The organism is Xanthomonas sp. NCPPB 3959, assembly GCF_056675575.1.
This window is the reverse complement of sequence record NZ_JBWWVR010000005.1, coordinates 135,639-157,407: the sequence shown is the minus strand read 5'-3', so window position 1 is coordinate 157,407 and position 21,769 is coordinate 135,639. Positions and strand designations below refer to the sequence as shown.

The 21,769-nt window shown below is 64.1% G+C and carries 21 protein-coding genes; 7 read left to right on the top strand and 14 right to left on the bottom strand.

From position 1 onward, the window contains the following. Positions 1-8 precede the first annotated feature (8 nt). From AC1KVG_RS08100 to AC1KVG_RS08075, 6 genes are read right to left on the bottom strand one after another with little or no spacing between them, the layout of a single operon-like run. A complete protein-coding gene (locus tag AC1KVG_RS08100; RefSeq protein ID WP_481094057.1) occupies positions 9-428 on the bottom strand; it encodes a Na+/H+ antiporter subunit G in 420 nt (139 codons plus the stop codon). Next, the gene (locus AC1KVG_RS08095; protein WP_023902357.1) at positions 425-709 is read right to left on the bottom strand and encodes a K+/H+ antiporter subunit F; all 285 of its coding nucleotides are present in this window, start codon (positions 707-709) and stop codon (positions 425-427) included. The genes AC1KVG_RS08100 and AC1KVG_RS08095 overlap by 4 nt, the downstream gene beginning before the upstream one ends. Then, a complete protein-coding gene (locus tag AC1KVG_RS08090) occupies positions 706-1,212 on the bottom strand; it encodes a Na+/H+ antiporter subunit E (protein ID WP_023902358.1) in 507 nt (168 codons plus the stop codon). Before AC1KVG_RS08090 ends, AC1KVG_RS08095 begins: the two co-directional genes overlap by 4 nt. Beyond that, a complete protein-coding gene (locus tag AC1KVG_RS08085) occupies positions 1,209-2,753 on the bottom strand; it encodes a monovalent cation/H+ antiporter subunit D (RefSeq protein WP_481094056.1) in 1,545 nt (514 codons plus the stop codon). The genes AC1KVG_RS08090 and AC1KVG_RS08085 overlap by 4 nt, the downstream gene beginning before the upstream one ends. Continuing rightward, positions 2,750-3,124, bottom strand: coding sequence for a Na+/H+ antiporter subunit C (locus tag AC1KVG_RS08080; RefSeq protein WP_006451720.1), 375 nt, complete (start codon positions 3,122-3,124; stop codon positions 2,750-2,752). Before AC1KVG_RS08080 ends, AC1KVG_RS08085 begins: the two co-directional genes overlap by 4 nt. After that, positions 3,124-5,952: a monovalent cation/H+ antiporter subunit A gene (locus tag AC1KVG_RS08075; RefSeq protein ID WP_481094055.1), complete on the bottom strand. Its 2,829-nt coding sequence runs from the start codon at positions 5,950-5,952 to the stop codon at positions 3,124-3,126. Before AC1KVG_RS08075 ends, AC1KVG_RS08080 begins: the two co-directional genes overlap by 1 nt. Before the next feature lie 166 nt (positions 5,953-6,118). On the opposite strand from AC1KVG_RS08075, the gene AC1KVG_RS08070 reads away from it, so the two are divergent. After that, on the top strand, positions 6,119-7,021 hold the full coding sequence (locus tag AC1KVG_RS08070; RefSeq protein ID WP_481094054.1) for an NAD-dependent epimerase/dehydratase family protein: 903 nt from the start codon (positions 6,119-6,121) through the stop codon (positions 7,019-7,021). Between the two features lie 15 nt (positions 7,022-7,036). Here AC1KVG_RS08070 and AC1KVG_RS08065 read toward each other — a convergent pair whose 3' ends face one another. From AC1KVG_RS08065 to AC1KVG_RS08035, 7 genes are all read right to left on the bottom strand, one after another. Further along, a complete protein-coding gene (locus AC1KVG_RS08065) occupies positions 7,037-7,522 on the bottom strand; it encodes an Mpo1 family 2-hydroxy fatty acid dioxygenase (RefSeq protein WP_481094053.1) in 486 nt (161 codons plus the stop codon). Positions 7,523-7,621: 99 nt separating this feature from the next. Continuing rightward, complete coding sequence (locus AC1KVG_RS08060; RefSeq protein ID WP_481094052.1) at positions 7,622-9,217, bottom strand: M4 family metallopeptidase; 1,596 nt, start codon at positions 9,215-9,217, stop codon at positions 7,622-7,624. Positions 9,218-9,650: 433 nt separating this feature from the next. Next, a complete protein-coding gene (locus AC1KVG_RS08055) occupies positions 9,651-11,381 on the bottom strand; it encodes a peptidoglycan-binding protein (protein WP_481094051.1) in 1,731 nt (576 codons plus the stop codon). A gap of 112 nt (positions 11,382-11,493) precedes the next feature. Beyond that, positions 11,494-12,057: a hypothetical protein gene (locus AC1KVG_RS08050; protein ID WP_481094050.1), complete on the bottom strand. Its 564-nt coding sequence runs from the start codon at positions 12,055-12,057 to the stop codon at positions 11,494-11,496. A 79-nt stretch (positions 12,058-12,136) separates the two neighbouring features. Further along, complete coding sequence (locus AC1KVG_RS08045; RefSeq protein WP_481094049.1) at positions 12,137-12,634, bottom strand: hypothetical protein; 498 nt, start codon at positions 12,632-12,634, stop codon at positions 12,137-12,139. A gap of 304 nt (positions 12,635-12,938) precedes the next feature. After that, positions 12,939-13,610, bottom strand: a complete 672-nt coding sequence (locus tag AC1KVG_RS08040; protein ID WP_481094113.1) for a hypothetical protein — start codon at positions 13,608-13,610, stop codon at positions 12,939-12,941. Positions 13,611-13,832: 222 nt separating this feature from the next. Beyond that, the gene (locus AC1KVG_RS08035; RefSeq protein ID WP_481094048.1) at positions 13,833-14,759 is read right to left on the bottom strand and encodes a phosphoribosylaminoimidazolesuccinocarboxamide synthase; all 927 of its coding nucleotides are present in this window, start codon (positions 14,757-14,759) and stop codon (positions 13,833-13,835) included. 206 nt (positions 14,760-14,965) lie between these two features. Between AC1KVG_RS08035 and AC1KVG_RS08030 the strand changes: the two genes are divergently transcribed. Then, positions 14,966-15,295 carry a J domain-containing protein gene (locus AC1KVG_RS08030; RefSeq protein ID WP_006448472.1) on the top strand — a complete coding sequence of 110 codons (330 nt, stop codon included), beginning with the start codon at positions 14,966-14,968 and terminating at the stop codon, positions 15,293-15,295. Between the two features lie 139 nt (positions 15,296-15,434). Here AC1KVG_RS08030 and AC1KVG_RS08025 read toward each other — a convergent pair whose 3' ends face one another. After that, positions 15,435-16,274, bottom strand: coding sequence for an outer membrane protein (locus AC1KVG_RS08025; protein WP_481094047.1), 840 nt, complete (start codon positions 16,272-16,274; stop codon positions 15,435-15,437). Between the two features lie 144 nt (positions 16,275-16,418). Between AC1KVG_RS08025 and rpe the strand changes: the two genes are divergently transcribed. The 5 genes from rpe (at position 16,419) to AC1KVG_RS08000 (ending at position 21,748) form a co-directional block, all read left to right on the top strand. Next, positions 16,419-17,090, top strand: a complete 672-nt coding sequence (gene rpe, locus AC1KVG_RS08020) for a ribulose-phosphate 3-epimerase (protein WP_006448474.1) — start codon at positions 16,419-16,421, stop codon at positions 17,088-17,090. Beyond that, positions 17,087-17,578 (top strand): N-acetyltransferase family protein, encoded by a 492-nt coding sequence (locus AC1KVG_RS08015; RefSeq protein WP_481094046.1) that lies wholly within the window; start codon positions 17,087-17,089, stop codon positions 17,576-17,578. The genes rpe and AC1KVG_RS08015 overlap by 4 nt, the downstream gene beginning before the upstream one ends. A gap of 233 nt (positions 17,579-17,811) precedes the next feature. Further along, positions 17,812-18,741, top strand: a complete 930-nt coding sequence (gene yegS, locus AC1KVG_RS08010) for a lipid kinase YegS (RefSeq protein ID WP_481094045.1) — start codon at positions 17,812-17,814, stop codon at positions 18,739-18,741. A 464-nt stretch (positions 18,742-19,205) separates the two neighbouring features. Next, positions 19,206-20,681 carry an anthranilate synthase component I gene (gene trpE / locus AC1KVG_RS08005; protein WP_006448477.1) on the top strand — a complete coding sequence of 492 codons (1,476 nt, stop codon included), beginning with the start codon at positions 19,206-19,208 and terminating at the stop codon, positions 20,679-20,681. Next, positions 20,681-21,748 (top strand): threonine aldolase family protein, encoded by a 1,068-nt coding sequence (locus tag AC1KVG_RS08000; RefSeq protein WP_481094044.1) that lies wholly within the window; start codon positions 20,681-20,683, stop codon positions 21,746-21,748. Before trpE ends, AC1KVG_RS08000 begins: the two co-directional genes overlap by 1 nt. Positions 21,749-21,769 lie beyond the last annotated feature (21 nt).

Genomic DNA, 21,769 nt, shown 5'->3' with positions numbered 1-21,769 from the left:
TTCAACGCCTAGTGCTGCTCCGACTCTGGCCCCAGATGCTGTTTCTCGGTTTGTTCGTTCTCGCCGACATCGCCCTGCACCTGCGGTAATCCTTCCTCGCGCATCTCGCTCTTGTTCGGCACTTCCGGGCGGTTTTCCATCATCAGCGACAGCGCCGCCTTGGCCATCATGTGCGCGCTGATCGGTGCGGTGATGAACAAAAAGACGGTGATCAGCAACTCGCGCGGTTGCGGGTCCACGCCTAAGAACAGGTGATAGCCCACCGATGCCAGCAGCACGCAACCCACCCCCAGGGTGCTGGCCTTGGTCGGCGCATGCAGGCGCTTGAAAAAGTCCGACAGCTTCACCAACCCGAACGCGCCGATCAGGATGAAGAACGTGCCGACCAGCAACAACGCGCTGAGCAGGTATTCGGTCAGGGCGATCATTCGACGATGTCCCGGCGCAAGACGTATTTACTCAGCACCACCGTGCTGCCGAAGCCCAGCATCGCGATCACCAACGCGGCCTCGAAGTAGATCGGCGAATCCAGATACATGCCCAGCAGCATCAGTTCGGCGATGGCGGTGATGGAGAGCGTATCCAACGCAAGAATGCGATCGGGCACGCTCGGCCCGCGCAGCAATCGCCACAGCGCCATCAGCATGGCCAGGCCTACCGCGTGCATGCAGATGACGATGGTCGATTCGATGAACATGTGGCCGGTCATGGAAAGATCTCCATCAGGGGCTTCTCGTAGCGGGTCTTGATCTCGGCGATCAACGCGTCCGGATCGTCCAGATGCAGCACGTGCACCAGCAGATATTTGCGGTCGTCCGAGAGCGCCGCCGACACCGTGCCGGGGGTGAGCGTGATCATGCTGGTCAGCGCGGCGATGCCATGGATGTTGGCGATATCCAGCGGCACCCAGATGAAACCGGGATGGATGCGCGACTCCGGGCCGAGCACCTGGCCGGCCACCTTGATGTTGGAGCGCACGATATCGCCTGCGGCCACCAGCAGCATGCGCGGCACCGAACGTAGTGAACCGATCTGCGCAAACTCGCGGTCCAGTCGTGCCGCGAAGATCGGCACCACCCAGCCCAGCAACAAGCCGAGCACCCACTGCTGCGGCCCGAAGCTGTCGCTGAGCAGCAACCAGAACACGAACACCATCACGCTCAACGGTGCCGATGGGAACATCCGCCGCCGCAGCGGCACACGCGCGCTCATGGTTGCCTCCGTTGCGGTGTGGTGGCACGCACCTGCTCCACATACGCACCGGGGTCGCGCAGCTGCGCGCCGGCCGCATCGGTGTAACGCATCAACGGACCGGCGCCCACCGTCATCGCCACCAGGCCACTGAGCAGCAACACGGTGGCGGCGGTTTCCACCGGACGCATGCGGCCACGCCGTTGCGGTTGCAGCTCCGGCGCATCTTCCACGGCTTCGGGTACGCGCCAGAACAGGCGCACGCCGGCACGCGTCAGGCCGATCACCACCAACAGGCTGCTGCCGAGGATCGCGGCCCAGACCGGCGCGACCAGACCATCGGGCACATGCTGCAGTAACGCCGCCTTGGCCAGGAAGCCGGACAACGGCGGCAGACCGGCCACCGCCACTGCGGCGATCATGAACATCGTGCCGGGCATCCCACGCCGTGGCAGTGGCGCGACCACTTCCTTGCGATCGCTGGCACTACCGCGACGCCGGCGGATCAGATCCGACACCATGAACAAGGCGGCGGCCACGAAGCTGCTATGCGGCAGGTAATACAGCCCCGCACCCAAGGCGCCGGCATCGTCCAGCGAGAACGCGATGAACAAGGTCGCGGCCGAAAACACCACCAGATACGACACCATCACTCGCAGCCGCGATGCCGCCATCACCCCGATGGCGGCCATCACCAGCGTGGCGATACCCAGCCACAGCAGCGCGTGCCGACCGAAGCCCTGCAGTGCGCCGGCACCGGCGCCAAACCACAGCGACGACACCCGCAATGTCGCGTACAGCCCAACCTTGGTCATGATCGCGAACAACGCGGCCACCGCGGCCGGCGCACGCGAGTAGGTTTCCGGCAGCCATAGATACAGCGGCAGCAACGCGGCCTTGCTGCAGAACACCAGCAGCAACAATCCCAATGCAGCTTTGGCCAGCGGCACATCCTGCGCCGGCAACTCGGCGATGCGTTGCGACAGCTCGGCCATGTTGAGCGTGCCGAACACACCGAACAACAAGCCCAGCGCGACCAGGAACAAGGTCGACGCACACACGTTGAACACCACGTAATGCAGGCCCACGCGCATCTGCAAGCCGCGCCCGCCGCTGAGCAGCAGCCCGTAGGAGGCGATCAGCATCACTTCGAAGAACACGAACAGGTTGAAGATGTCGCCGGTCAGGAACGCACCGTTCAAGCCCATCAACTGGAACTGGAACAACGCATGGAAATGTGGCGCGCGGCGGTCCCAGCCGGCACATGCATGCAGCAGACAGGCCGAGCCCAGCATCAAGGTGGTCAACAGCATCCACGCCGACAAGCGGTCGCCCATCAGCACGATGCCGATGCGTGCCGGCCAGTCGCCCAGCAGATACACCAGCACCTCGCCTTCGGCGGCGCGCGCAAACAGTGCGATCACGGACGCAGCCAGCAACACCATGCTGACCCACGCCACCGTGCGCTGTACGCGCGGCCCATAACGACGATGCTCGACAAACAGCGACGCAGACGCACCCAGCATCGGAATCAGTATCGGCAGAATCAGTAGATGATTCATCGCCGCGCCTCGCGCGTGTCCACGCCGGTGGTGGCGTCTTCGTGCGCATCCACATGATCGCTGCCATTGTCGCTGCGGCTGCGGATCGCCAGCACCAGGCTCACCGCAGTCATCGCGAAGGCAATCACGATCGCAGTCAACACCAGCGCCTGCGGCAACGGATCGGTGTAGTGCATCAGATCGGCGGGCACGTCGTCGCGCAACACCGGTGCCTGACCGCTACGCACGCGCCCACCGGCGAAGATCAGCAGGTTGGTCGCATACGACAGGAAGGTCATCCCCAGGATCACATCGAAGCTGCGCGCGCGCAGCAACAGGTAGATCGCCAACGCAGTGAGGACGCCGATCGCGCTTGCCAGTGCCAGTTCCATCAATGCTGCTCCGCGGTGCGTGTCGAACGTTGGGTGGGGTCGATCTCGCCGCGCTGCGAACTGCGCGTGCGCGAAGGTTTGATCGTGCCCATCATCGACAGCATCAACATCGCCGCGCCGAATACCACCAGATACACGCCGATATCGAAACCCAGCGCGCTGGCCAGTTCCAGCTCACCCAATAGCGGCAACGGAATCTCCACATGCCCGCTGCTCAGGAACGGCATGCCGAACAGCAGCGACCCCGCACCGCTGACCAGTGCGAACAACAGCCCGATGCCGATCAGGCGGATGTAATCGAAACCGAAGCGCGATTCCACCGAGGCGGTGCCCTGAATCACGTACTGCATCAGCAGCGGCACCGCCAGCACCAGGCCGGCGATGAAGCCGCCACCGGGCGCGTTATGGCCGCGCAGGAACAGGAACAACGACACCGTCAGCGTGAGCGGGAACATGATCTGCGCCAGATCGGCCGGCACCGGCAACTTGATCGGCGGCCCCGGCATGCTGCGCTCCGGCGCCATGCGCGAGCGCCGCAGTAGTGCATGCACCACCAGCCCGGCAATGGCGAACACGGTGATCTCGCCGAAGGTATCGAACCCGCGGAAATCCACCAGGATCACGTTGACTACGTTGTGGCCGTACGCTTCCGGCAGCGCACGATGCAGCATTTCCCCTGCCACGGTGTGGCTGGGCTGTGTCATCAAGGTGTAGGCCAGGGCGGCCAGGCCGGCGCCACCGACGATGGCAATGGCGGCATCGCGGATCTTGCGCAAGCGCGCAGGCTCGGGCAGCGAGCGCTCGGGCAGGTAATTCATCGCCAGCAGCATCAGCACCAGCGTCACCATCTCCACCAGCAACTGCGTCAACGCAAGGTCCGGTGCCGACAGGAACACGAAGGTCAGGCTGACCGCCAGGCCGGTGCCGCCGAGCACCAGCACCGCCAGCAGGCGCTGCTTGTACAGGAACAGGCTACCCAGCGCGCAGGCAATCATCAGTAGCCACACCGTCCAGCCCAGCAGCGGCATCGGCGTGGGGGCAGGCCAGGCCGGCAGCGTGCCGCCTTGCAGGAACGGGACCAGCGCCACCACCACCGCACTCAACACCAGCAACATCAGCATGCGTTGCAGATTGCCGTTGGTGACCGCATCGGTCATGCGCGCGGTGGCGGCATACAGTGCGCGCAGATTCCAGTTGAACAGCGCCTTGCCTGGCGAGCGGTTCTGGATCGCATACAGGTCCAGCGTGCGGCGCAGCGCCATGTACAACAGCGTGCCACCCACCATGCCGGCGATGCTCATCGCCAATGGCCAGTTCCAGCCATGCCACAGGGCCAGGCTGTAGTCGGGCAACCTGTCGCCCAGGATCGCGCTTGCACCGGCGCGTAGCACCGGCGCGATGGTCCATGCCGGCACGATGCCCACTGCCACGCAGATCAGCACCAGTACCTCCACCGGAATCTTCATCCAGCGCGGCGGCTCGTGCGGGGTGGTGTCCAGATCGCGCGGACCGTCGCCGAAAAAAGTGTCGTGCACAAAGCGCAGGCTGTAAGCCACGCCAAGCAGACCGGCCAGCAGCGCAGCGATGCTGGCCAACACACGCATCGCCTGCGGCGCTTCGGTTTCCAGCGCGACGGCAAAGAACATTTCCTTCGACAAGAAGCCGTTGAGCAGCGGAACGCCGGCCATCGCCAACGAGGCGATGATCGCCAGCGCGCTGGTGAATGGCATCAGCCGGCGCAGATTGCCCAGCTTGCGCATGTCGCGCGTGCCGGTCTCGTGGTCGATGATGCCGGCGGCCATGAACAACGAGGCCTTGAACACCGCGTGGTTGAGGATGTGGAACACGCCGGCCACCACCGCCATCGGTGTCGACAGGCCGAACAGCATCGTGATCAAGCCCAGATGCGAGATGGTCGAATACGCCAGCACGCCTTTGAGATCGTGCTGAAAGATCGCATGCCACGCGCCGAGCAACAGCGTGATCGCGCCGATGCTGGTGACGGTGTAGAAAAACAGATCGGTGCCGGCCAGTGCCGGGTGCAGACGCGCCAGCAGGAACACGCCGGCCTTCACCATCGTGGCCGAATGCAGATACGCCGAGACCGGCGTGGGCGCGGCCATCGCATGCGGCAGCCAGAAGTGGAACGGAAACTGCGCGCTCTTGGTGAAAATGCCCAGCAGCACCAGCCCCAACGCATACGGATACAGCGGGCTGGCGCGAATGAGATCGCCGGCTGCCAGCACCGCATCCATCTGAAAACTGCCGACGATGCGGCCGATCATCAAGATGCCGCCCAGCAGTGCCAGGCCGCCGCCGGCGGTCAACACGAAGGCCATGCGCGCACCCTCGCGCGCGTCCTTGCGGTGCGACCAGAAGCCGATCAACAGGAACGAGCTGATGCTGGTGAGTTCCCAGAACACCATCAGCAACAGCAGGTTGCCCGACAACACCATGCCGAGCATCGCGCCCATGAACAGCATGAGATAGGCGAAAAAGCGCGAGGCGCTGTCGCGTGCGCTCAGGTAGTAATGCGCATACATCACCACCAGCGCGCCGATGCCCAGCACCAGTAATGCGAACATCCATGCCAGGCCATCGAGCCGCAGCGAGAACAGCAAACCGATTTGCGGCAACCACGCATGTTCGCTGCGGATCACTTCACCGCGCAGTACCGCCGGTGTCAGCATCGCCAGGATCAGCAGCCCGCCCAACGGCGCGGCCGCAGCCAACCACGCAGTGATCGAACGGGAGGTGCGCCAGAACAGCGCGGTGGCGGCCGCCATCACGAAGGGCAGCGCGAGCAGGATTTCCAACGAAAAAGGCATGCAGGGAACACAAGATTCGCGAGCAGGCCAGAGAGCTTAACAAAACGTTGACTAACGGCCGCGTCAACGTCATCGCTGGGCGCATGCGGAAATCGCCGCTGGATCGGCGTCGCACCGCCGCGTTGCACTCGCTATGCTGGTCTCACCAAGACTGCATCCGAGCCCTGTGACCGCTGCCAATCCCGCCCCGTCCACCGCTGTCTCTGCGCCACGCGCCCTGGTGTTCGGCGGCAGTGGGCAGATCGGCGAACGCCTGCTGACGCGGCTATTGAGCCGTGGCTGGCAGGTCACCGCGTGGTCGCGGCAGCCGCGTGCGGCGCGTACCGGGTTGATCTGGCGGCAAGGCGATCTGGCTGTGCCGGCAGCGGCAGGCGAAGCGTTCGAGGTGATCTTCAGCTGTGGCCCGCTGGATCATTTCGCACGTTGGTACGCTGAAAATCCGGTGATCGCCCCGCGCATTGTGGCGTTCGGTTCGACCAGCCTGGAGGTCAAGGAGCACTCGATCGATGCGGCCGAGCGCGATGTCGCCCAGCGCCTGGCAAACGCCGAACAGGCGCTGTTTTCTGCAGCGCAGGCACGCGGCGCAACCGCAACGGTGCTGCGCCCGACGCTGGTTTACGGCGCCGGACGCGACCGCACGCTCACCCAGATCGCCAGCCTGGCGCAGCGCACCGGCGCCTTCGTGTTGCCGGCCAACGCCACCGGTTTACGTCAGCCGGTGCATGTGGACGATCTGGCCAGCGCCGCGCTTGCGGTGGTTACCCAGCCGGCCACGCAGCAGCGCAGTTATGCGGTGGGCGGTGGCGAAGTGTTGGCCTACATGCAGATGGTGGAGCGCGTGCTGGCTGCGTTGCCACGCCCGGCGCGGTTGTATCAGGTGTCGCCGACGCTGTTCGGGTTGGCGCTGAGCGCTGCACAACGCCTGGGCCGCCTGCGTGGCATGAATGCGGCGGCGTTGCAGCGCATGCGCGATGACCTGGTGTTCGATCTGGAACCGGCGCGCCGCGATTTCGGTTATGCGCCGCGTGCGTTTCGTCCGTTGCCGGAAGAACTCGGCGTTCGCGAGTGAGGTTGGTGCGTCGAGCTAGTAGCGCCAACCCAGCTGGCGATACAACTTGGCCAACACCCAGATCGGCCCGATCAGCAGATAGGTCAGATCGGTCAGAAAGCTCGGCTTGCGGCCTTCGATCTTGTGGCCCACGAACTGCGCGATCCAGGCCAGCACGAATACCGCCACGCCTAACGTGAACACGCTGCCCAGGCCAAGCTTGCTCTCGATCAAGCGACACAGACAGCCGAAGAAGAAGAAGATGCCCAGCATGCCCAACCCCAGCGGGCGCGACAGCCGGTTGTAGTACGACCACACCGCAAACATCGACAGCGCCGCCCACACGCCGCTACTGAACCAGGTGCCGCCCACCGGGATGCACCACAGCAAGGCCACCACCGACCACAGGATCGCCGGCACTGCCAGCACATGGATCTGCTGGTTGGTGGCGTTTTGATGATCGTCGGAATAGCTGGCGAAATAGCGGTCGATCGGTCGCGCGGTCGTGGTGCGTTCGGTCATGTTCCCTCCCAGGAATGACCCAAGCATACGCGCGCGGATGGCGCTGTGGCAGCCGGGCACCTTGCCCCGCGCCGGTCGCGTGGCAAGGGCCGGCATACATCAGTTGACCGACACCGCGCTCCACGCTGCGGCAACCGCGCGGTATTGCGTGGAGGTGCTGCCATACAGATCGGTGGCCGCGCTCAACGTGGCCCTGCGTGCGGCCGCGTAGTTGGTCGAAGAGGTCATGTAGACCGTCAACGCGCGGTACCAGATGCGGCTGGCTGCGGCACGGCCGATCGACGTCAACGCGGTATTGCCGTTGCACACCAGCCCGGCCGGCGTCACGTTCCAGCTGGTGCCCGCACCAAAGCCGCTCGGCACCACCGCGCCCTCGGCCAGCAGATAGTAGAAATGGTTGGCCACCCCCGAGCTGTAGTGCACGTTGAGCGAGCCCAGGCTGCTGCTGTAGCAATCCGGCGAATCGCCATCCAGGCTCGGCTTGAACATGTAGCGCAACGCCAGCGTACCGCTGCTGTTGCCGGGCACGATCTTTTCGCCGATCAGATAATTGCCCGGCTGCGCGCTGTTGTTGGCGGAGTACTCCACCATCGCGCCCATGATGTCGGAAGTGGCTTCGTTCAAACCGCCGGACTCGCCCGAGTACACCAACCGTGCGGTGCGACTGGTCACGCCGTGGGTCATCTCGTGGCCCGCCACATCCACCGAGACCAGCGGCGTGAATGTGCTGCCGTCGCCATCGCCGAAGGTCATGCAGAAGCAGCTGTCCTGCCAGAACGCGTTGTTGTAACGGCTACCGTAATGCACACGGCTGCGCGCACCGGCGCCATCGTTGGCGATGCCGCTACGCGCATGCGTGGTGCGGTAGTAGTCCCAGGTCAACGCAACGCCATAATGCGCATCCACCGCTGCCGTCACCGTATCGCTGTTGGCACCGCTGCCCCAGGCGTTGTCGGCATCGGTGACCAGCGTGCCGTTGCCGGAGGTGCTGTTGCGCATGTTGTAAGTGGCGCCGCTACCGCGGCTCAGATCGGTCAGCTCGTAACCGCTGCTGCAACGCGTTGTCGATAATCCAACGTTGCCTGCATACAGCGAACGCCCGGTGCCGGTCGCGCTGGTGCCGCCACTGCACACGGTGTGCACCGTATCCCAGGATTCGAGAATGCGTTGATTGACCGCGTCGACAATGTAATGCATCTCGGTGGGCGTCTGGTCGGGCTTGATGCCGCTGTAGATCACTTCGTAGACCAGCCGCGGTGCGCCTTGGCGCGCATACAGCGCCAGACTTGCGCGTGGCGCGGCGTCGGGTGACACATCGAACTGCGCACCGGCCGCACGCACCGCAGTGTCGGCATCAATGCCCGGCACGATGGCCGGCCGCACGTTGGTGTCCATGGTCTGGCTCAACTGACGCATTACCCCGCGCCGCGAATGCACCACCACATCGCCGCCGATGACCGGCAAGCCCTGATAGGTGCGATCGAAGCGCACATGCTCGGTGCCATCGGCATCGACAATGCTGTCGCGCGCGACAAACGTATCGGCGGTTGCACGATTGGCCAACGCCGCAGCGTTGTTGCCCAACAACGATTGCGCGCGCACTACCGCGGCATCGGCGGAAAGATCCGCAGCACTGGCGACAGCAGGCAACGATAGCGCGCAGCAGATCGCTGCGCCCAACACATGGAATTGCATGACGACTCTCTCCCAGGAAACGTGCAATGCAAAGATCGGCGGCGACGAGCATCAGCCGATCGCGAATGGCAGCAGGGTGCCGGCAGCCAACCTTGCACAGTCTGTGAGAGCGCAGTAGTAAAAATTACAGTTGTGTTGCGTTCTGTGCGCCGCGCCACTTTGCGTTGTGGAGCGCATCGCAGACAGATGCAAGATGCGCTGCACGATTGGCGCTCATCGCGCTGCGGACGCGTATCGCAGCGCTGTTCTACAAGGCCGCTGTTTCTACAAGAATGTGTCGGCGCCCAGTGACACGCGGTGCGCCAGGGAGCATGCAGTGGTGTTCGATTGCGGCATCGCTTTCAATCGTGAGCGACGATGGCGATGTCAGAGCGCGCGCACAAAAAAAGCCGGCCAGAAAACTGGCCGGCTTTGTTGATGCATTACTGCACCCTTAGCGGCCGCCGATGGCGACCTTGTGCTGCTCGTCCTGCGTCTGTTGCTGCTGCGTCTGGCCAGCCAGCAACTGCGCACTGGTCTGCTCCAGCGTGGGAGCGGGCTGATTCAGATCCACTGCCGCACGGAAGCCTGGCGTCGTTCCCATGACGAACGCCTTACCGTTCTGCACCGTCACGTCCTGCAGCTTGTCGGCAGAATCGATGCCGTTCTGCTTGGCCTGCAAGGTGACGTGGGCCGCCGTCTCGTTGGAGATCATGCTTGGCAGCCTGCTGCGGATCGCGGTGTGCAGCGCATGGTCCGGATGCGAGGCATCGTTCAACGATGGGCCCTTCGGCGCGGCATGCTGCGTCTGGCCTGCCTGCGTCTGGGCCTGCGCCGGCAACGCGGACAAGGCGGCCTGTGTATTGCGGCCCACCACGCCATCGGGCTGCAGCCCATGCTGCTTCTGGAATGCGATCACCGCCTCACGCGTGTTGTCGCCGAAGCGACCATCCTCGGCAAGCCGGTTCCCCTGGGCATCGCGCACGCCAAGCCGGTTGAGGTCCTGCTGCATCTTGCCGACATCGGGATTGTGGTCGCCCTGACGCAGCGTGCCGTTGCCAGCGTGTGTCGATGCTTGAGCCTGACGAGCGCCTGATTCCTGATGATGGCCTTGATTCCAGAACGTCTCCGGACTGGTCAGCTTGCCGTTGGCATCGCGCAGTTGGTAATGCACATGCTGTGCGTACTGGTTGACACCGTTCGGGCCGCGTCCCCCCATCGTACCGATGGCATCGCCGGCAGACAGCGCCTGGCCTTCTTTGACCTTCAGCCCTTCCAGATGCAGGATCTCGTGCGAGTTGCCCTGCGCATCGCGAATCTTGACGGTGCCGTAGTTGCCACCGGCGAACGTGACGGTTCCCGTGACCGGCGAATGCACGGTCGGATGCTGCAGATTGCGACCTGCCTGGCCGCCCTCGTAATTAAAGTCCGTACCGCCGTGCGGACCACGGCTGCCGCGGTGTTCGCCGTAATGACCAGTGATATGCGGATCGGTAGTGCCCTGGCCTGGCAGCATGCGCTCCATCGTCTGCTGGAAGTTACTGCGAGTGGCATGGCTGGGTTCGGCTGGGTGCGCCGCTGGCGCCGAGCGATCCACTGCGTTTCCCTGCGTCTGGGCAAGGCGCTGCTCTACGAACTGGGTGTAATTGTCCAGGTGAGGGGCGATTTCGCGCCGGGATAGAGCAAGGCCACCATAATCTTTGCTGGGACCATCGTGGTGATACTTGTAAATATAATCCTCGTCCTGGCCGCGGCTACGCGCGAGATCGCGGTTGTCGATGAAATGTTGCACCAATGCCTGCGACTGCGTCTGCACATCGAAGCGGTTGGCCGTGGTGACGCCATAATGTGCACCGGTGCGATCAATAAATTGACCCAGGCCCGAAGCAGACGTGGTCCCCGCAGCTGCGTCAGGATTGAAGCCCGATTCGACCCGGGCGATGGCTAGAACATAAGCGGTCTCACGCGATGAAAGCCCGGCATCCTGCGAGGCATCGATGAGGCTATCGATCACCCGCGATTGGGTCTGTGGACTGGCATCGCCCCAGCGACGCGATTCGCCGTGCAGTCGGCCATCTGCGCTGTCGATGGGCTCGCGATAATGGCTCCACGGTTTGATCCGGTCGCTGCTGTACGCAGCGCCGCGTGGCTGAAGCATCTCGGTATAGATCGTGTTGTCGGTCATATCGTGCGTTCCTTTCTATGAGACAGATTCTTCCTTGTAACGGGTGCTGCTCCATGTACTGCGTACTGCGTTCGCCATGCACGGCCATTAGCAGTGCATGAGCATCCTTTGCTCAGGGCTGGAAAGGCACCAGTTCCGGGTGCTTTAGTCCCAACGCTTCGAGCTTGTGTTCGTATTCGTCGTTATTCGGGCTCTGCTGGCCGTCCTGCTCGCGAAGCGGTGGTGCCGCGTGATTCAGCAACTGACCCTTTGCGTCATAGAGGAAGAACCACTCGCAGAACTCGCAACCATAGGGAAGCTCGCCATACTGGATGACGAAGTAATTGGTTCCCTTTCCGTCTTCGGCGCAGCCCAGCCCGACCGCCGTGTAGTCCACCATCTCTGCGGGCGGTGCCAATTCCTGGCGCTCGCCATCGCGCTCTATTTCCACGCGCGTTTTGGGAGAATCACCGCTTTTGGACGGTAGCGCGGTCAGGTGCAGACGCGCGCCAGAGCATTCCTTGATCATGTCATTCTGTCCCTGTTTAGCCGCTTCCATCGAAGCGGGGGAATGGGCGTTGGAGGTTGGTGCGACCGGTGCGCTGGCCGTGTTATCTGCGACGCCCTGCTTATCACCGCATGCGGCAAGCAAGACTGTCAAACCGAGGGCGGGCAGGGTGGAGATAAAGCGTCGCATCAGTTCGCTTCCTTGGAGATAAAAGTGACAGGGCCAGTTATCTATGCCTGCAGGAAAACGCTTCCGGTGGCCCATCGCTTCATAACGACTGGTCGTCCACCTTCACTAGCGTCCAGCAGGGCTGCTGGGCGAAGTGGTAGACCTGCTGGTCGCCGGTGTCCGCTGTGCGGACCAGCACCTGTCGGCCTTCAGCCTCCTCGGAGATCGTGACCTCGCGGCCGCCGTTGCGGGCCGCCTCCAGGTTGGGGATCACCGGCCACTCGACCTTGGCCAGCGGAACCGTGCGCGTCACCGGCGCAGGCTCGGGCTGCGCGTCCGGATCGAGCTGGATCATCGTCAGCGGATCGGCCGTAGCCTTTTCCTGCACTGCAATGTCTGCACTGAAGCGTTTCAGAAAGGCGGGGAAGTCGGCATCGGGACAGCTTGTCGCCGGGGCGGGCGTCGTCGGCGCGGCGGCGGGCGTTGAGGCTGCAGGTGCGGCAGGCGTCGCAACGGTAGCTGGACCCGCTTGTTGAGTGCAGGCAGCAAGCGCCAGGCTCAGTGCCAGGGCATGCAGGGAAATTCGGGAAAGGGCCAACGGATCCTCCTGATCGTATCGGGGGCAGCTAGAGCGCGGGCGCGATTTTATCCGTGTGCTGCTTGCAGATATGTGAAGGCTTGCGGCTTCACCGTTTGCACGAGCTGGCGCGCACCAGGCAGATCAATCGGCTTGGCTACCTGTTCGCCTGACCGTCGTCCCGAAGCCCTTGAAGAAGTGCGCTTGGTCAATTTCGCTGTTCGCCGTGTTGCCCTCGGACGCAAGCGTGTTTCAAAACGGCCGTCGATAATGACTAAGCGGCAGTAATTAAAGTCGTGAGTTTGCCGAGTTTGATTGCCAGCAACTAGATTCCGTTTGAAAACACATCGAGTGCATTTGCACTCACCCACCCCTGCACGCAATCGCCGACATACTGGCCTGGTGCGGCTGCATGGCAGGCATCACCGGCGGTAGGCGTCAAGCGTTTGATCGGCCTGTCGCCATACTGCTCGCACAACGCATTGTCCTTGCATTTTGCGACACTGCTTGCGGGGATTGCGACGACATAATAGTAAAGAGGATGCTGCCCTGCGCGGCCGATGCCTTGTACACAGACGAGTTGGCCCTGCGCCAGATTGGCGTTGGCGGACACATTGCTGCCGGTAGTCGGCACGGCACTGAGTGCGTCCACACCCTGTGCCTGCGCTACGCCAGCAAAAAATCCGTCGTCGCCACAGGTAGGCGAAAGCTCCACGTCGTAAAAGTCGCCTGTCTCCACATTGCCAGCCGTGCAGCCTTTTGCAGTCGCTGCGTCGGTGCACTTCACGCCACTTGCCTGTATCAATGCTGCGAGTTGGTCACCGACAGGACTCTGTGCAGGAGCTGGCGGTGCCGTCGGTGCTGTCGATGTGGTCATCGTCGCGGCTGGGGGCACGGACTCGCCCGCAGTACATGCGCTTAATGCAAGCAGCAGCCCCGGCAGCAACGCGCTGCGGAGCATGGGAAAACTGCACAGAGAGAAACGTGACGGAGCCATCGCGACCTCGTTGAACAATAAAGTGCGCCATTGCAGCGTGCCTGTTGGGAAGAGGCTATCTGCTTCTGCATCGCTGACCATTACACACGCTGGCGCGTGATGGCCGAATTGCCAGCTGTCGCTTTCAGAATTCCAAACGCGTGCGCCAAGTAAGTCGCTTGGCGCTCAGGTCATCGCTGCAATGGTGCAACTTCAAAGCCCCGCAACCGGGGGCTTCAAACATCAATCAACCGAAATACCCGCCAACCGCTGCAGTGCTTCGGCATATTTCGCACGCGTACGCTCGATCACCTCTGCCGGCAGGCTGGGGCCGGGCGCGGTCTTGCCCCAGTCCAGGGTTTCCAGATAATCGCGCACGAACTGCTTGTCGTAGCTGGGCGGGCTGGTGCCGAGTTCGTATTGGTCGGCCGGCCAGTAGCGTGACGAATCTGGAGTCAGCATCTCGTCCATGATGTACAGGCGGCCATCGGCGTCGGTGCCGAATTCGAACTTGGTGTCGGCCAGCAGAATGCCGCGTTCGGCGGCAAAATCGGCGGCGAAGCGGTAAATGCGCAGCGTGGCATCGCGCACGCGCTCGGCAAGCTCTGCACCCACCGTCTTGACCATCGCATCGAAGTCGATGTTTTCGTCATGGTCGCCCACGGCGGCCTTGGTGGATGGGGTAAAGATCGGTTCGGGCAGTTTCTCGGCCTGGCGCAGGCCGTCGGGCAGTTCGATGCCGCTGATCTTGCCGGTGCGCTGGTAATCCTTCCAGCCGCTGCCGATCAGATAGCCGCGTGCGATCGCTTCCACCGGCACCGGCTTGAGCTTGCGCGTGACCACGGCGCGCTTGGCATACAGCGCCGGGTCCACACCCTCGGGCAGCACCTGCTCCACGCGGATATCGACCAGATGGTTGGGCATCAGATGGTCGGTCTTGTGGAACCAGAAGTTGGAGACCTGGCACAGCATCTCGCCCTTGCCGGAGATCGGGTCGGGCAGCACCACGTCGAACGCGGACAGGCGGTCGGTGGCCACCATCAGCAGATAGTCGCCCGGCGGCGCATCGGCGGGCAGGCGCTCGCGGGGAATGTCGAAGACATCGCGGACCTTGCCACGGTGACGCAACGGCAGGCCGGGCAGATCGGATTGCAACAGCGTGGTCGACACAGGCACTCCTAAGGACGTCGCAATGACGCTGTCCCCGGGACCCGGCGGGCCCGCGGGTAGGCAGCGGGCCGCGTAGTGTACGGCGCTTCGGCACGCGCCGCTGGATTTATTGGAAGCCGCAGCGCGGCCGCGTGCAGACCGTGTCAGCCAGGCCGGTCGGGCGTTCGGGTACTATCGCCAACCCGCCTCCCCGCCCCCAATCGCCCATGTCCTGGTACGGAAAACTGCTCGGTGCACTGGCCGGCGCCTTGCTGTTTCGCGGGGCACCGGTGGTGGGACTGATGATCGGCCTGGCGATCGGCCACGCAGTGGACGCCGGTTGGTTCAAGCGTCGTGCGGAAAATCCGTATGAAGCGCTCGGGCTGGAGCCGGACGCCACCACTGCCGAGATCGACCTGGCCTATCGCCGGCTGATGTCGCGCTACCACCCCGACAAGGTGGCCAATGCCGGCCCGGAGGCCCGCAGTCAGGCCGAAAAGAAGGCCAGCCAGATCAACGCCGCCTACGATCGCATCCAGCGGCTGCGCAAACGCTGATCGAAGGCCTGGCGCCTGGTCCCTGGTTGCAGTGCCTGACCGTGCAGCTAACCGCTCCGGGATCGAAGCCGAAAACCACGCAATAAAAAACGCCTGACCGGTTAAAGGCCAGGCGTCATTGTCACTCAAACATCAAGACTCAGAAACGATACGTCGCCGTCAACCGCACCGCATTGGCCGAGAAATCGGTGTCGGTGCGGCGCAGATCGGTACCGGCCGGATTGACGCGCAGGAACGGGTTGGTCGCCGGTGCGGTGCCCGGCCCGACGCGCACGCGGGTGTCTTCGTCCTCCAGGCGGGTGAACAGGTATTCCACGCCCACCGAGACGTTGTCGCTCAACCGGCGCTGCAGGCCCACACCGGCCTGATAGCCGTCGGCGCTGTCGCCACCGCTGCTGGTGAAGCTGTTGGCGGTGTTGCTGCTGGAGAAGCTGTGGTCGAACTCGCCGCGTGCCACGCCGGCGGTGAAGTAGGCCAGAAAGTCGCCCTGTTCGCCGAAGGCATACCCGATACGGCCACGCAGCGCGGCGGTGCGGTTGAGCTGGCGGGTGAAGGTGTAGAACGCCGGGGTGGTGCTGAAGGCGCTGACGCTGTCGCGCAGATCGTTGCGGGTGTACTCGGCGACCACGCCGTAGACCCAGTTGCCGGCCTGCCAGTCGTAACCGAGACGCGCGCCATATTCGGCACCGCCCTTGTCTTTGCTGCAGCCACTGGCCGGTGTGCGGCCGGCTGCGGCGCCACCGCAGAAGCCGGGCGAGAACGCATCGGCACCGGTGGCGGTGCTGACCTGGTCGCCATCGCGGCCGTCCAGATTGGTGTCGAAGCCGAAGCGGCCGCCAGAGACGCCACTGACGTCGGCGCCGCCGACATTGGCGCCAATGGAGAAGCCGGACCAGTCGGCCGGGCCGGTTTGTGCCCAGGCGGACGGGGCGAGGGCCAACAGAACGATGGCGGCAGAAGCGAGCAGGGTGGTTTTCATGCGTTCTCCTTAATCGGGCGCAGCGCGCCAGTTCTGTGTGTACGCACGATGGCGGCGCACGGATGCAGGACGCTTTCGTCCTGACGCTTTCATCCTGCGATCCCGGTTGCGAGAATGTGCGCTCCGTTACCTTCCGAGCTGCCCATGCAACCGACGGCGATCGCCCCGTCCATCCTGTCCGCCGATTTCGCCCGTCTTGGCGAAGAGGTGAACAACGTCCTGAAGGCCGGCGCCGACTGGGTGCACTTCGATGTGATGGACAACCACTATGTGCCCAACCTCACCATCGGCCCGATGGTGTGCCAGGCGCTGCGCAAGCACGGCATCACCGCGCCGATCGACGTGCATCTGATGGTCGAACCGGTGGACCGCATCGTGCCGGACTTCGCCGACGCCGGCGCCACCACCATCAGCTTTCATCCCGAGGCCAGCCGCCACGTGCACCGCACGATCCAGCTGATCAAGTCGCACGGCTGCCAGGCCGGGCTGGTGCTCAATCCGGCCACGCCGGTGGACATTCTGGACTGGGTGCTGCCGGAGCTGGATCTGGTGCTGGTGATGTCGGTCAACCCCGGCTTCGGCGGGCAGGCCTTCATTCCCTCGGCGTTGGACAAGCTGCGCGCGATCCGCACCAAGATCGATGCGCTCGGCAAGCCGATCCGGCTGGAGATCGATGGCGGGGTCAAGGCCGACAACATCGGCGCGATCGCCGCCGCCGGTGCCGATACCTTCGTGGCCGGCTCGGCGATCTTCAATGCCCCCGACTATGCGCAGGTAATTGCGCAGATGCGTGCGGCGGTGGATGCGGTGCGATGAGCCAGGCCCCGCTGCAGATCCGCAGCGCCACGCCCGATGACGCCGCGCTGCTGCACGAACTGGTCACCGCACTGGCGGTCTACGAACGCGAGCCCGACGCGGTCAAGGCCAGCCCGGACGCGTTGCGCGCCAGCCTGTTCGGCGACGGCGCCACCGCGCACGCGCTGATTTGCGAGCAGGACGGGCAGGCGCTGGGATTTGCGGTGTATTTCTTCAATTACTCGACCTGGCTCGGCCGCAACGGTCTGTATCTGGAAGACCTGTTTGTGCGTCCAGAAGCGCGCGGGCAGGGCGCTGGCCTGGCGCTGCTGCGGCATCTGGCCCGGTTGGCCGTGCAGCGTGGCTGCGGGCGGTTCGAGTGGTCGGTGCTGGACTGGAACGCGCCGGCCATCGCGTTCTACCAGGCCGTCGGTGCGCGCCCGATGGAGGGCTGGACGGTGTACAGGCTCGACGGCGAGCGCCTGGCCGCGTTTGCCGCTGGCGCTTGAGCCAAGCGCGGCGCGTAACAGCGGCACATAAAAAGAAGGCCGCTCCCATTGGAGCGGCCTTCAAGAAAATTGGAGGCTGATCCTGCCCCCGCCCGTCGTCCCTGCTATGGACTTCCATCCTCCGGGTCATCGATGACATGCCAATGACAGCCCGGTGGCAGTGCGTATTCACGATGCACGCAGCGGCCCGCTGCTAGCCTGCGCGCATCACTCCCACAGCATTGGCAGCGCGCATGGCCCCGTCCCACTGGCGTCTGATCCTCAACGGCAAGTCCACCGACAATCTGGACTTGCGTGAGGCGGTGGGAACGCTGCGCAAGCGCGGCATCCAGCTCGATGTACGGGTCACCTGGGAAGAGGGCGACGCCGAGCGTTATGTCGGCGAAGCCGTCGCCGATGGCGTACACACCGTGGTCGCCGCCGGAGGCGACGGCACCCTGAGCGAAGTGGCCGCCGCACTCGCCCATCACGACACCGATGCCGCCACGTTGCCTTCGCTGGGTCTGGTGCCGCTGGGCACCGCCAACGACTTCGCCACCGCCGCCAACATCCCGCTCGAGCCGCTCGACGCGCTGATGCTGATCGCCGAACGCGCCGCGCAGCCCATCGACCTGCTGCGCATCGACGCCGAGCACGGCCCGCATTGGTGCGCCAACGTCGCCAGTGGCGGCTTCGGTACCCAAGTCACCGTGGAAACCGACGAGGGTTTGAAGAAGATGCTCGGCGGCCTGGCCTATCTGATTACCGGCATGTCGCGGCTGGGCCGGATCGACCCGATCAGCGCCCGCTTCAGCGGCCCGGATTTCAGCTGGGAGGGCGAGTTCATCGCGCTCGGCCTGGGCAACGGGCGCCAGGCTGGCGGCGGCCAGGCGCTGTGCCCGGAAGCCTTGATCGACGACGGCCTGCTCGACGTCACCATCGTGCCCGCGCTCAACGGCGAAGTGGCCGCCACCCTCGGCACCCTGGTCACCGGCGGCAAACAGGCCGCGCTGGAACGCGTTGCCGTGCGCGCCCGGCTGCCCTGGCTGGAGATGGTCTCGCACCAACCACTGACCTTGAATCTGGACGGCGAACCGGAGACCTCGCAGCATTTCCGCATCGAATGCGTGCCGGCGCGCTTGCGCATGCATTTGCCGGTGGAGTGCCCGTTGCGCAGCGCTTGAAGCTGGGAATCGGGAATCGGGATTCAAGCGAAGCAACTGCGGCTCAAGCGAAGCAACCGCCATCGCACCGCTGTAAGCCCCTCTCCCTTTGGGAGAGGGGTTGGGGTGAGGGTCCCTGCGCCGACACACATGCCGCTACCAGGCATCTCGCCCTGACATTGACCAACAGCAAGTCGTCGCAGACAGCCCACAGCCCAATACACCCATCAACGACAAACATGCGCCATCCGGCCCGGATGTCACTCAGCTTGAAAAGCCACACCCAACACCACATCACCCAACCCACCTTCGCAATTCGCACATCTTCGGCACCGCACCTGCTGCCCTAAACCAGCAGTTGCGCTACAGTACCCACGTGTCCCGCCTGACGACTTCACGCTCCTTCTCTTCCGCTCGCCGCTGGTGGCGATGGTGGCCCGTTGCCGTCGTCCGCCCCGCCACAGAGTCCCGGAAGGAAAGTCGTCTTGATCACCGCAGAGCAGTTCCAGCGCCAGGCCGCTGAAGGTCACACCCGTATTCCCGTTGTCCGCGAAGTGCTGTCCGATCTGGACACGCCGCTGTCGGTCTATCTGAAGCTCGCCGACGGCGCCTATACCTATCTGTTCGAATCGGTCGAAGGCGGTGAACGCTTCGGGCGCTATTCCATCATCGGCCTGCCGGCGCGGCGCGTGTACAGCTTCCGCGGGCATACGCTGGAAATCAGCGAGCACGGCGAAGTGTTGGAAACCCGCGAGGTTGCCGACCCACTCGCCGAGGTCGATGCCTTGCGCGCCGAGCATTCGGTGCCGCAGCTCGACGGCCTGCCCGGCTTCACCGGTGGCCTGGTCGGCTGGTTCGGCTTCGAGTGCATCCAGTACATCGAGCCGCACCTGGGCGGCGGCGACAAACCTGACGAACTCGGTACGCCCGACATCCTGCTGATGCTCTCTGAAGAGCTGGCGGTGTTCGACAATCTCAAGGGCCGCCTGTACCTGATCGTGCATGCCGACCCGCGCCAGCCGCAGGCCTATGTGCGCGCCAATCGGCGCCTGGACGAGCTGGCGCATCGCCTGCGTCAGGGTGGTGCGGGGTATCCGCAGGCGCAGATTTCCGATGCGATCGACGAGTCGGATTTCCGTTCCTCGTTTACCCGCGAGGAATATCACGCGGTGGTGCGCAAGGCGCAGGAATACGTGCGCGCCGGCGATATTTTTCAGGTGGTGCCTTCGCAGCGTTTGCGCGTGCCGTTTCGCGCGCGCCCGGTGGATGTGTATCGCGCCTTGCGCGCGCTCAATCCATCGCCGTACATGTATTTTCTCGATGTCGGCGGCACGCAAGTCGTCGGTTCCTCGCCGGAAATCCTGGCGCGCCTGCGCGATGGCGTGGTCACCGTGCGGCCGATCGCCGGCACCCGCCCGCGTGGCGCCACGCCCGAGCTGGACAAGGCGCTGGAAGCCGAACTGCTGGCCGATCCGAAGGAGCGTGCCGAGCACGTGATGCTCATTGATCTGGGGCGTAACGATGTCGGCCGCGTGGCCGAACCTGGCTCGGTGAAAGTCGGCGAGCAGTTCGTGATCGAACGCTACAGCCATGTCATGCACATCGTCAGCGAAGTGACCGGTACGCTCAAAGCCGGCCTGAATTACAGCGATGTGCTGCGCGCCACGTTCCCGGCCGGCACCGTCAGCGGCGCACCGAAAATCCGCGCGCTGGAAATCATCCGCGAGCTGGAGCCGGTCAAACGCAACGTGTATTCCGGCGCAGTCGGCTATATCGGCTGGCACGGCGATGCCGACACCGCAATCGCGATCCGCACGGCGGTCATCCAGGACGGCTACCTGTACGTGCAGGCCGGCGGCGGCGTGGTCTACGACTCCGATCCCGACCTGGAATGGCAGGAGACGATGAACAAGGGCCGCGCGCTGTTTCGTGCGGTTGCGCAGGCGGCCAAGGGGTTGTGATGGACGGGCAGGGCAGCGCTGCGCGCATCAGTTTTCGCAACGACTACAGCGAGGGCGCGCACCCGCGTCTGCTGCAGGCACTGGTGCAGGCCAGTGCCGAGCAGAACGCCGGCTACGGCACCGATCGCCACAGCGAACGTGCGATTGCGTTGATTCGGCAGGCGGTCGCGCAACCGCAGGCCGACGTGCATCTATTGGTCGGTGGCACGCAGACCAATCTGACCGCGATCGCCGCGTTTCTGCGCCCGCATCAGGCCGTAATCGCAGTCGAAGCCGGCCATATCGCCACGCACGAAACCGGTGCGATCGAAGCGACCGGCCACAAGGTGCTCACCGTGCCCGCGCTGCACGACAAGCTCACCCCGGCGCTGATCCAGCCGGTGCTCGGCGTCCACGGCAACGAGCACATGGTGCAACCGCGCCTGGTCTACATCTCCAACAGCACCGAGAGCGGCACCATCTACACGCGTGCCGAACTCGACGCGTTGTCGCGTTTCTGCCGCGCGCACGACTTGCTGCTGTATCTGGATGGCGCGCGCCTGGGCGCAGCGCTGACAGCGGATGGCAACGATCTGGATCTACCGACGATCGCCACGCTGACCGATGCGTTCTACATCGGCGGCACCAAGAACGGTGCCTTGCTCGGCGAAGCCTTGGTCATCGTCAATCTCGCATTGCAGGCCGACTTCCGTTATCTGATCAAGCAGCGCGGCGCGCTGCTGGCCAAGGGCATGGTGCTGGGCACGCAGTTCGCCACCTTGTTCGAGGATGGATTGTTCTTCGAGCTGGCTGCGCATGCCAATGCGATGGCGCAGCGTTTGCGCTCAGGATTGCGGGCCGCTGGCGCGCAGTTCACCAGCGACTCGCCGACCAATCAGCAGTTCATCGCCGTCAGCGCGCAGCAGGACGCGCAACTGGCGCTGCGCTATGACTTCGAGCGCTGGGAAGTCCGCGCCGATGGCAGTCACGTGATCCGCTTCGTGACTTCGTGGGCGACCACGGCAGCGTCGGTCGATCGGCTCTGTGCGGACGTCGCTGCGCTCAGCCACTCCGCCATGCATCCCTAACCATTTATCTCATCAATGAAG

What these genes read in the sequence shown, in the direction of transcription:
- rpe (WP_006448474.1), top strand. Translation starts at nt 16,419, where the DNA reads ATGCAACCGACGGCGATCGCCCCGTCCATCCTGTCCGCCGATTTCGCC.
- AC1KVG_RS08050 (WP_481094050.1), bottom strand. Translation starts at nt 12,057, where the DNA reads ATGCGACGCTTTATCTCCACCCTGCCCGCCCTCGGTTTGACAGTCTTG.
- AC1KVG_RS08015 (WP_481094046.1), top strand. Translation starts at nt 17,087, where the DNA reads ATGAGCCAGGCCCCGCTGCAGATCCGCAGCGCCACGCCCGATGACGCC.
- AC1KVG_RS08100 (WP_481094057.1), bottom strand. Translation starts at nt 428, where the DNA reads ATGATCGCCCTGACCGAATACCTGCTCAGCGCGTTGTTGCTGGTCGGC.
- AC1KVG_RS08080 (WP_006451720.1), bottom strand. Translation starts at nt 3,124, where the DNA reads ATGGAACTGGCACTGGCAAGCGCGATCGGCGTCCTCACTGCGTTGGCG.
- AC1KVG_RS08060 (WP_481094052.1), bottom strand. Translation starts at nt 9,217, where the DNA reads ATGCAATTCCATGTGTTGGGCGCAGCGATCTGCTGCGCGCTATCGTTG.
- AC1KVG_RS08065 (WP_481094053.1), bottom strand. Translation starts at nt 7,522, where the DNA reads ATGACCGAACGCACCACGACCGCGCGACCGATCGACCGCTATTTCGCC.
- AC1KVG_RS08085 (WP_481094056.1), bottom strand. Translation starts at nt 2,753, where the DNA reads ATGAATCATCTACTGATTCTGCCGATACTGATTCCGATGCTGGGTGCG.
- AC1KVG_RS08075 (WP_481094055.1), bottom strand. Translation starts at nt 5,952, where the DNA reads ATGCCTTTTTCGTTGGAAATCCTGCTCGCGCTGCCCTTCGTGATGGCG.
- AC1KVG_RS08030 (WP_006448472.1), top strand. Translation starts at nt 14,966, where the DNA reads ATGTCCTGGTACGGAAAACTGCTCGGTGCACTGGCCGGCGCCTTGCTG.
- AC1KVG_RS08055 (WP_481094051.1), bottom strand. Translation starts at nt 11,381, where the DNA reads ATGACCGACAACACGATCTATACCGAGATGCTTCAGCCACGCGGCGCT.
- AC1KVG_RS08095 (WP_023902357.1), bottom strand. Translation starts at nt 709, where the DNA reads ATGACCGGCCACATGTTCATCGAATCGACCATCGTCATCTGCATGCAC.
- yegS (WP_481094045.1), top strand. Translation starts at nt 17,812, where the DNA reads ATGGCCCCGTCCCACTGGCGTCTGATCCTCAACGGCAAGTCCACCGAC.
- AC1KVG_RS08025 (WP_481094047.1), bottom strand. Translation starts at nt 16,274, where the DNA reads ATGAAAACCACCCTGCTCGCTTCTGCCGCCATCGTTCTGTTGGCCCTC.
- AC1KVG_RS08040 (WP_481094113.1), bottom strand. Translation starts at nt 13,610, where the DNA reads ATGGCTCCGTCACGTTTCTCTCTGTGCAGTTTTCCCATGCTCCGCAGC.
- AC1KVG_RS08090 (WP_023902358.1), bottom strand. Translation starts at nt 1,212, where the DNA reads ATGAGCGCGCGTGTGCCGCTGCGGCGGCGGATGTTCCCATCGGCACCG.
- AC1KVG_RS08000 (WP_481094044.1), top strand. Translation starts at nt 20,681, where the DNA reads ATGGACGGGCAGGGCAGCGCTGCGCGCATCAGTTTTCGCAACGACTAC.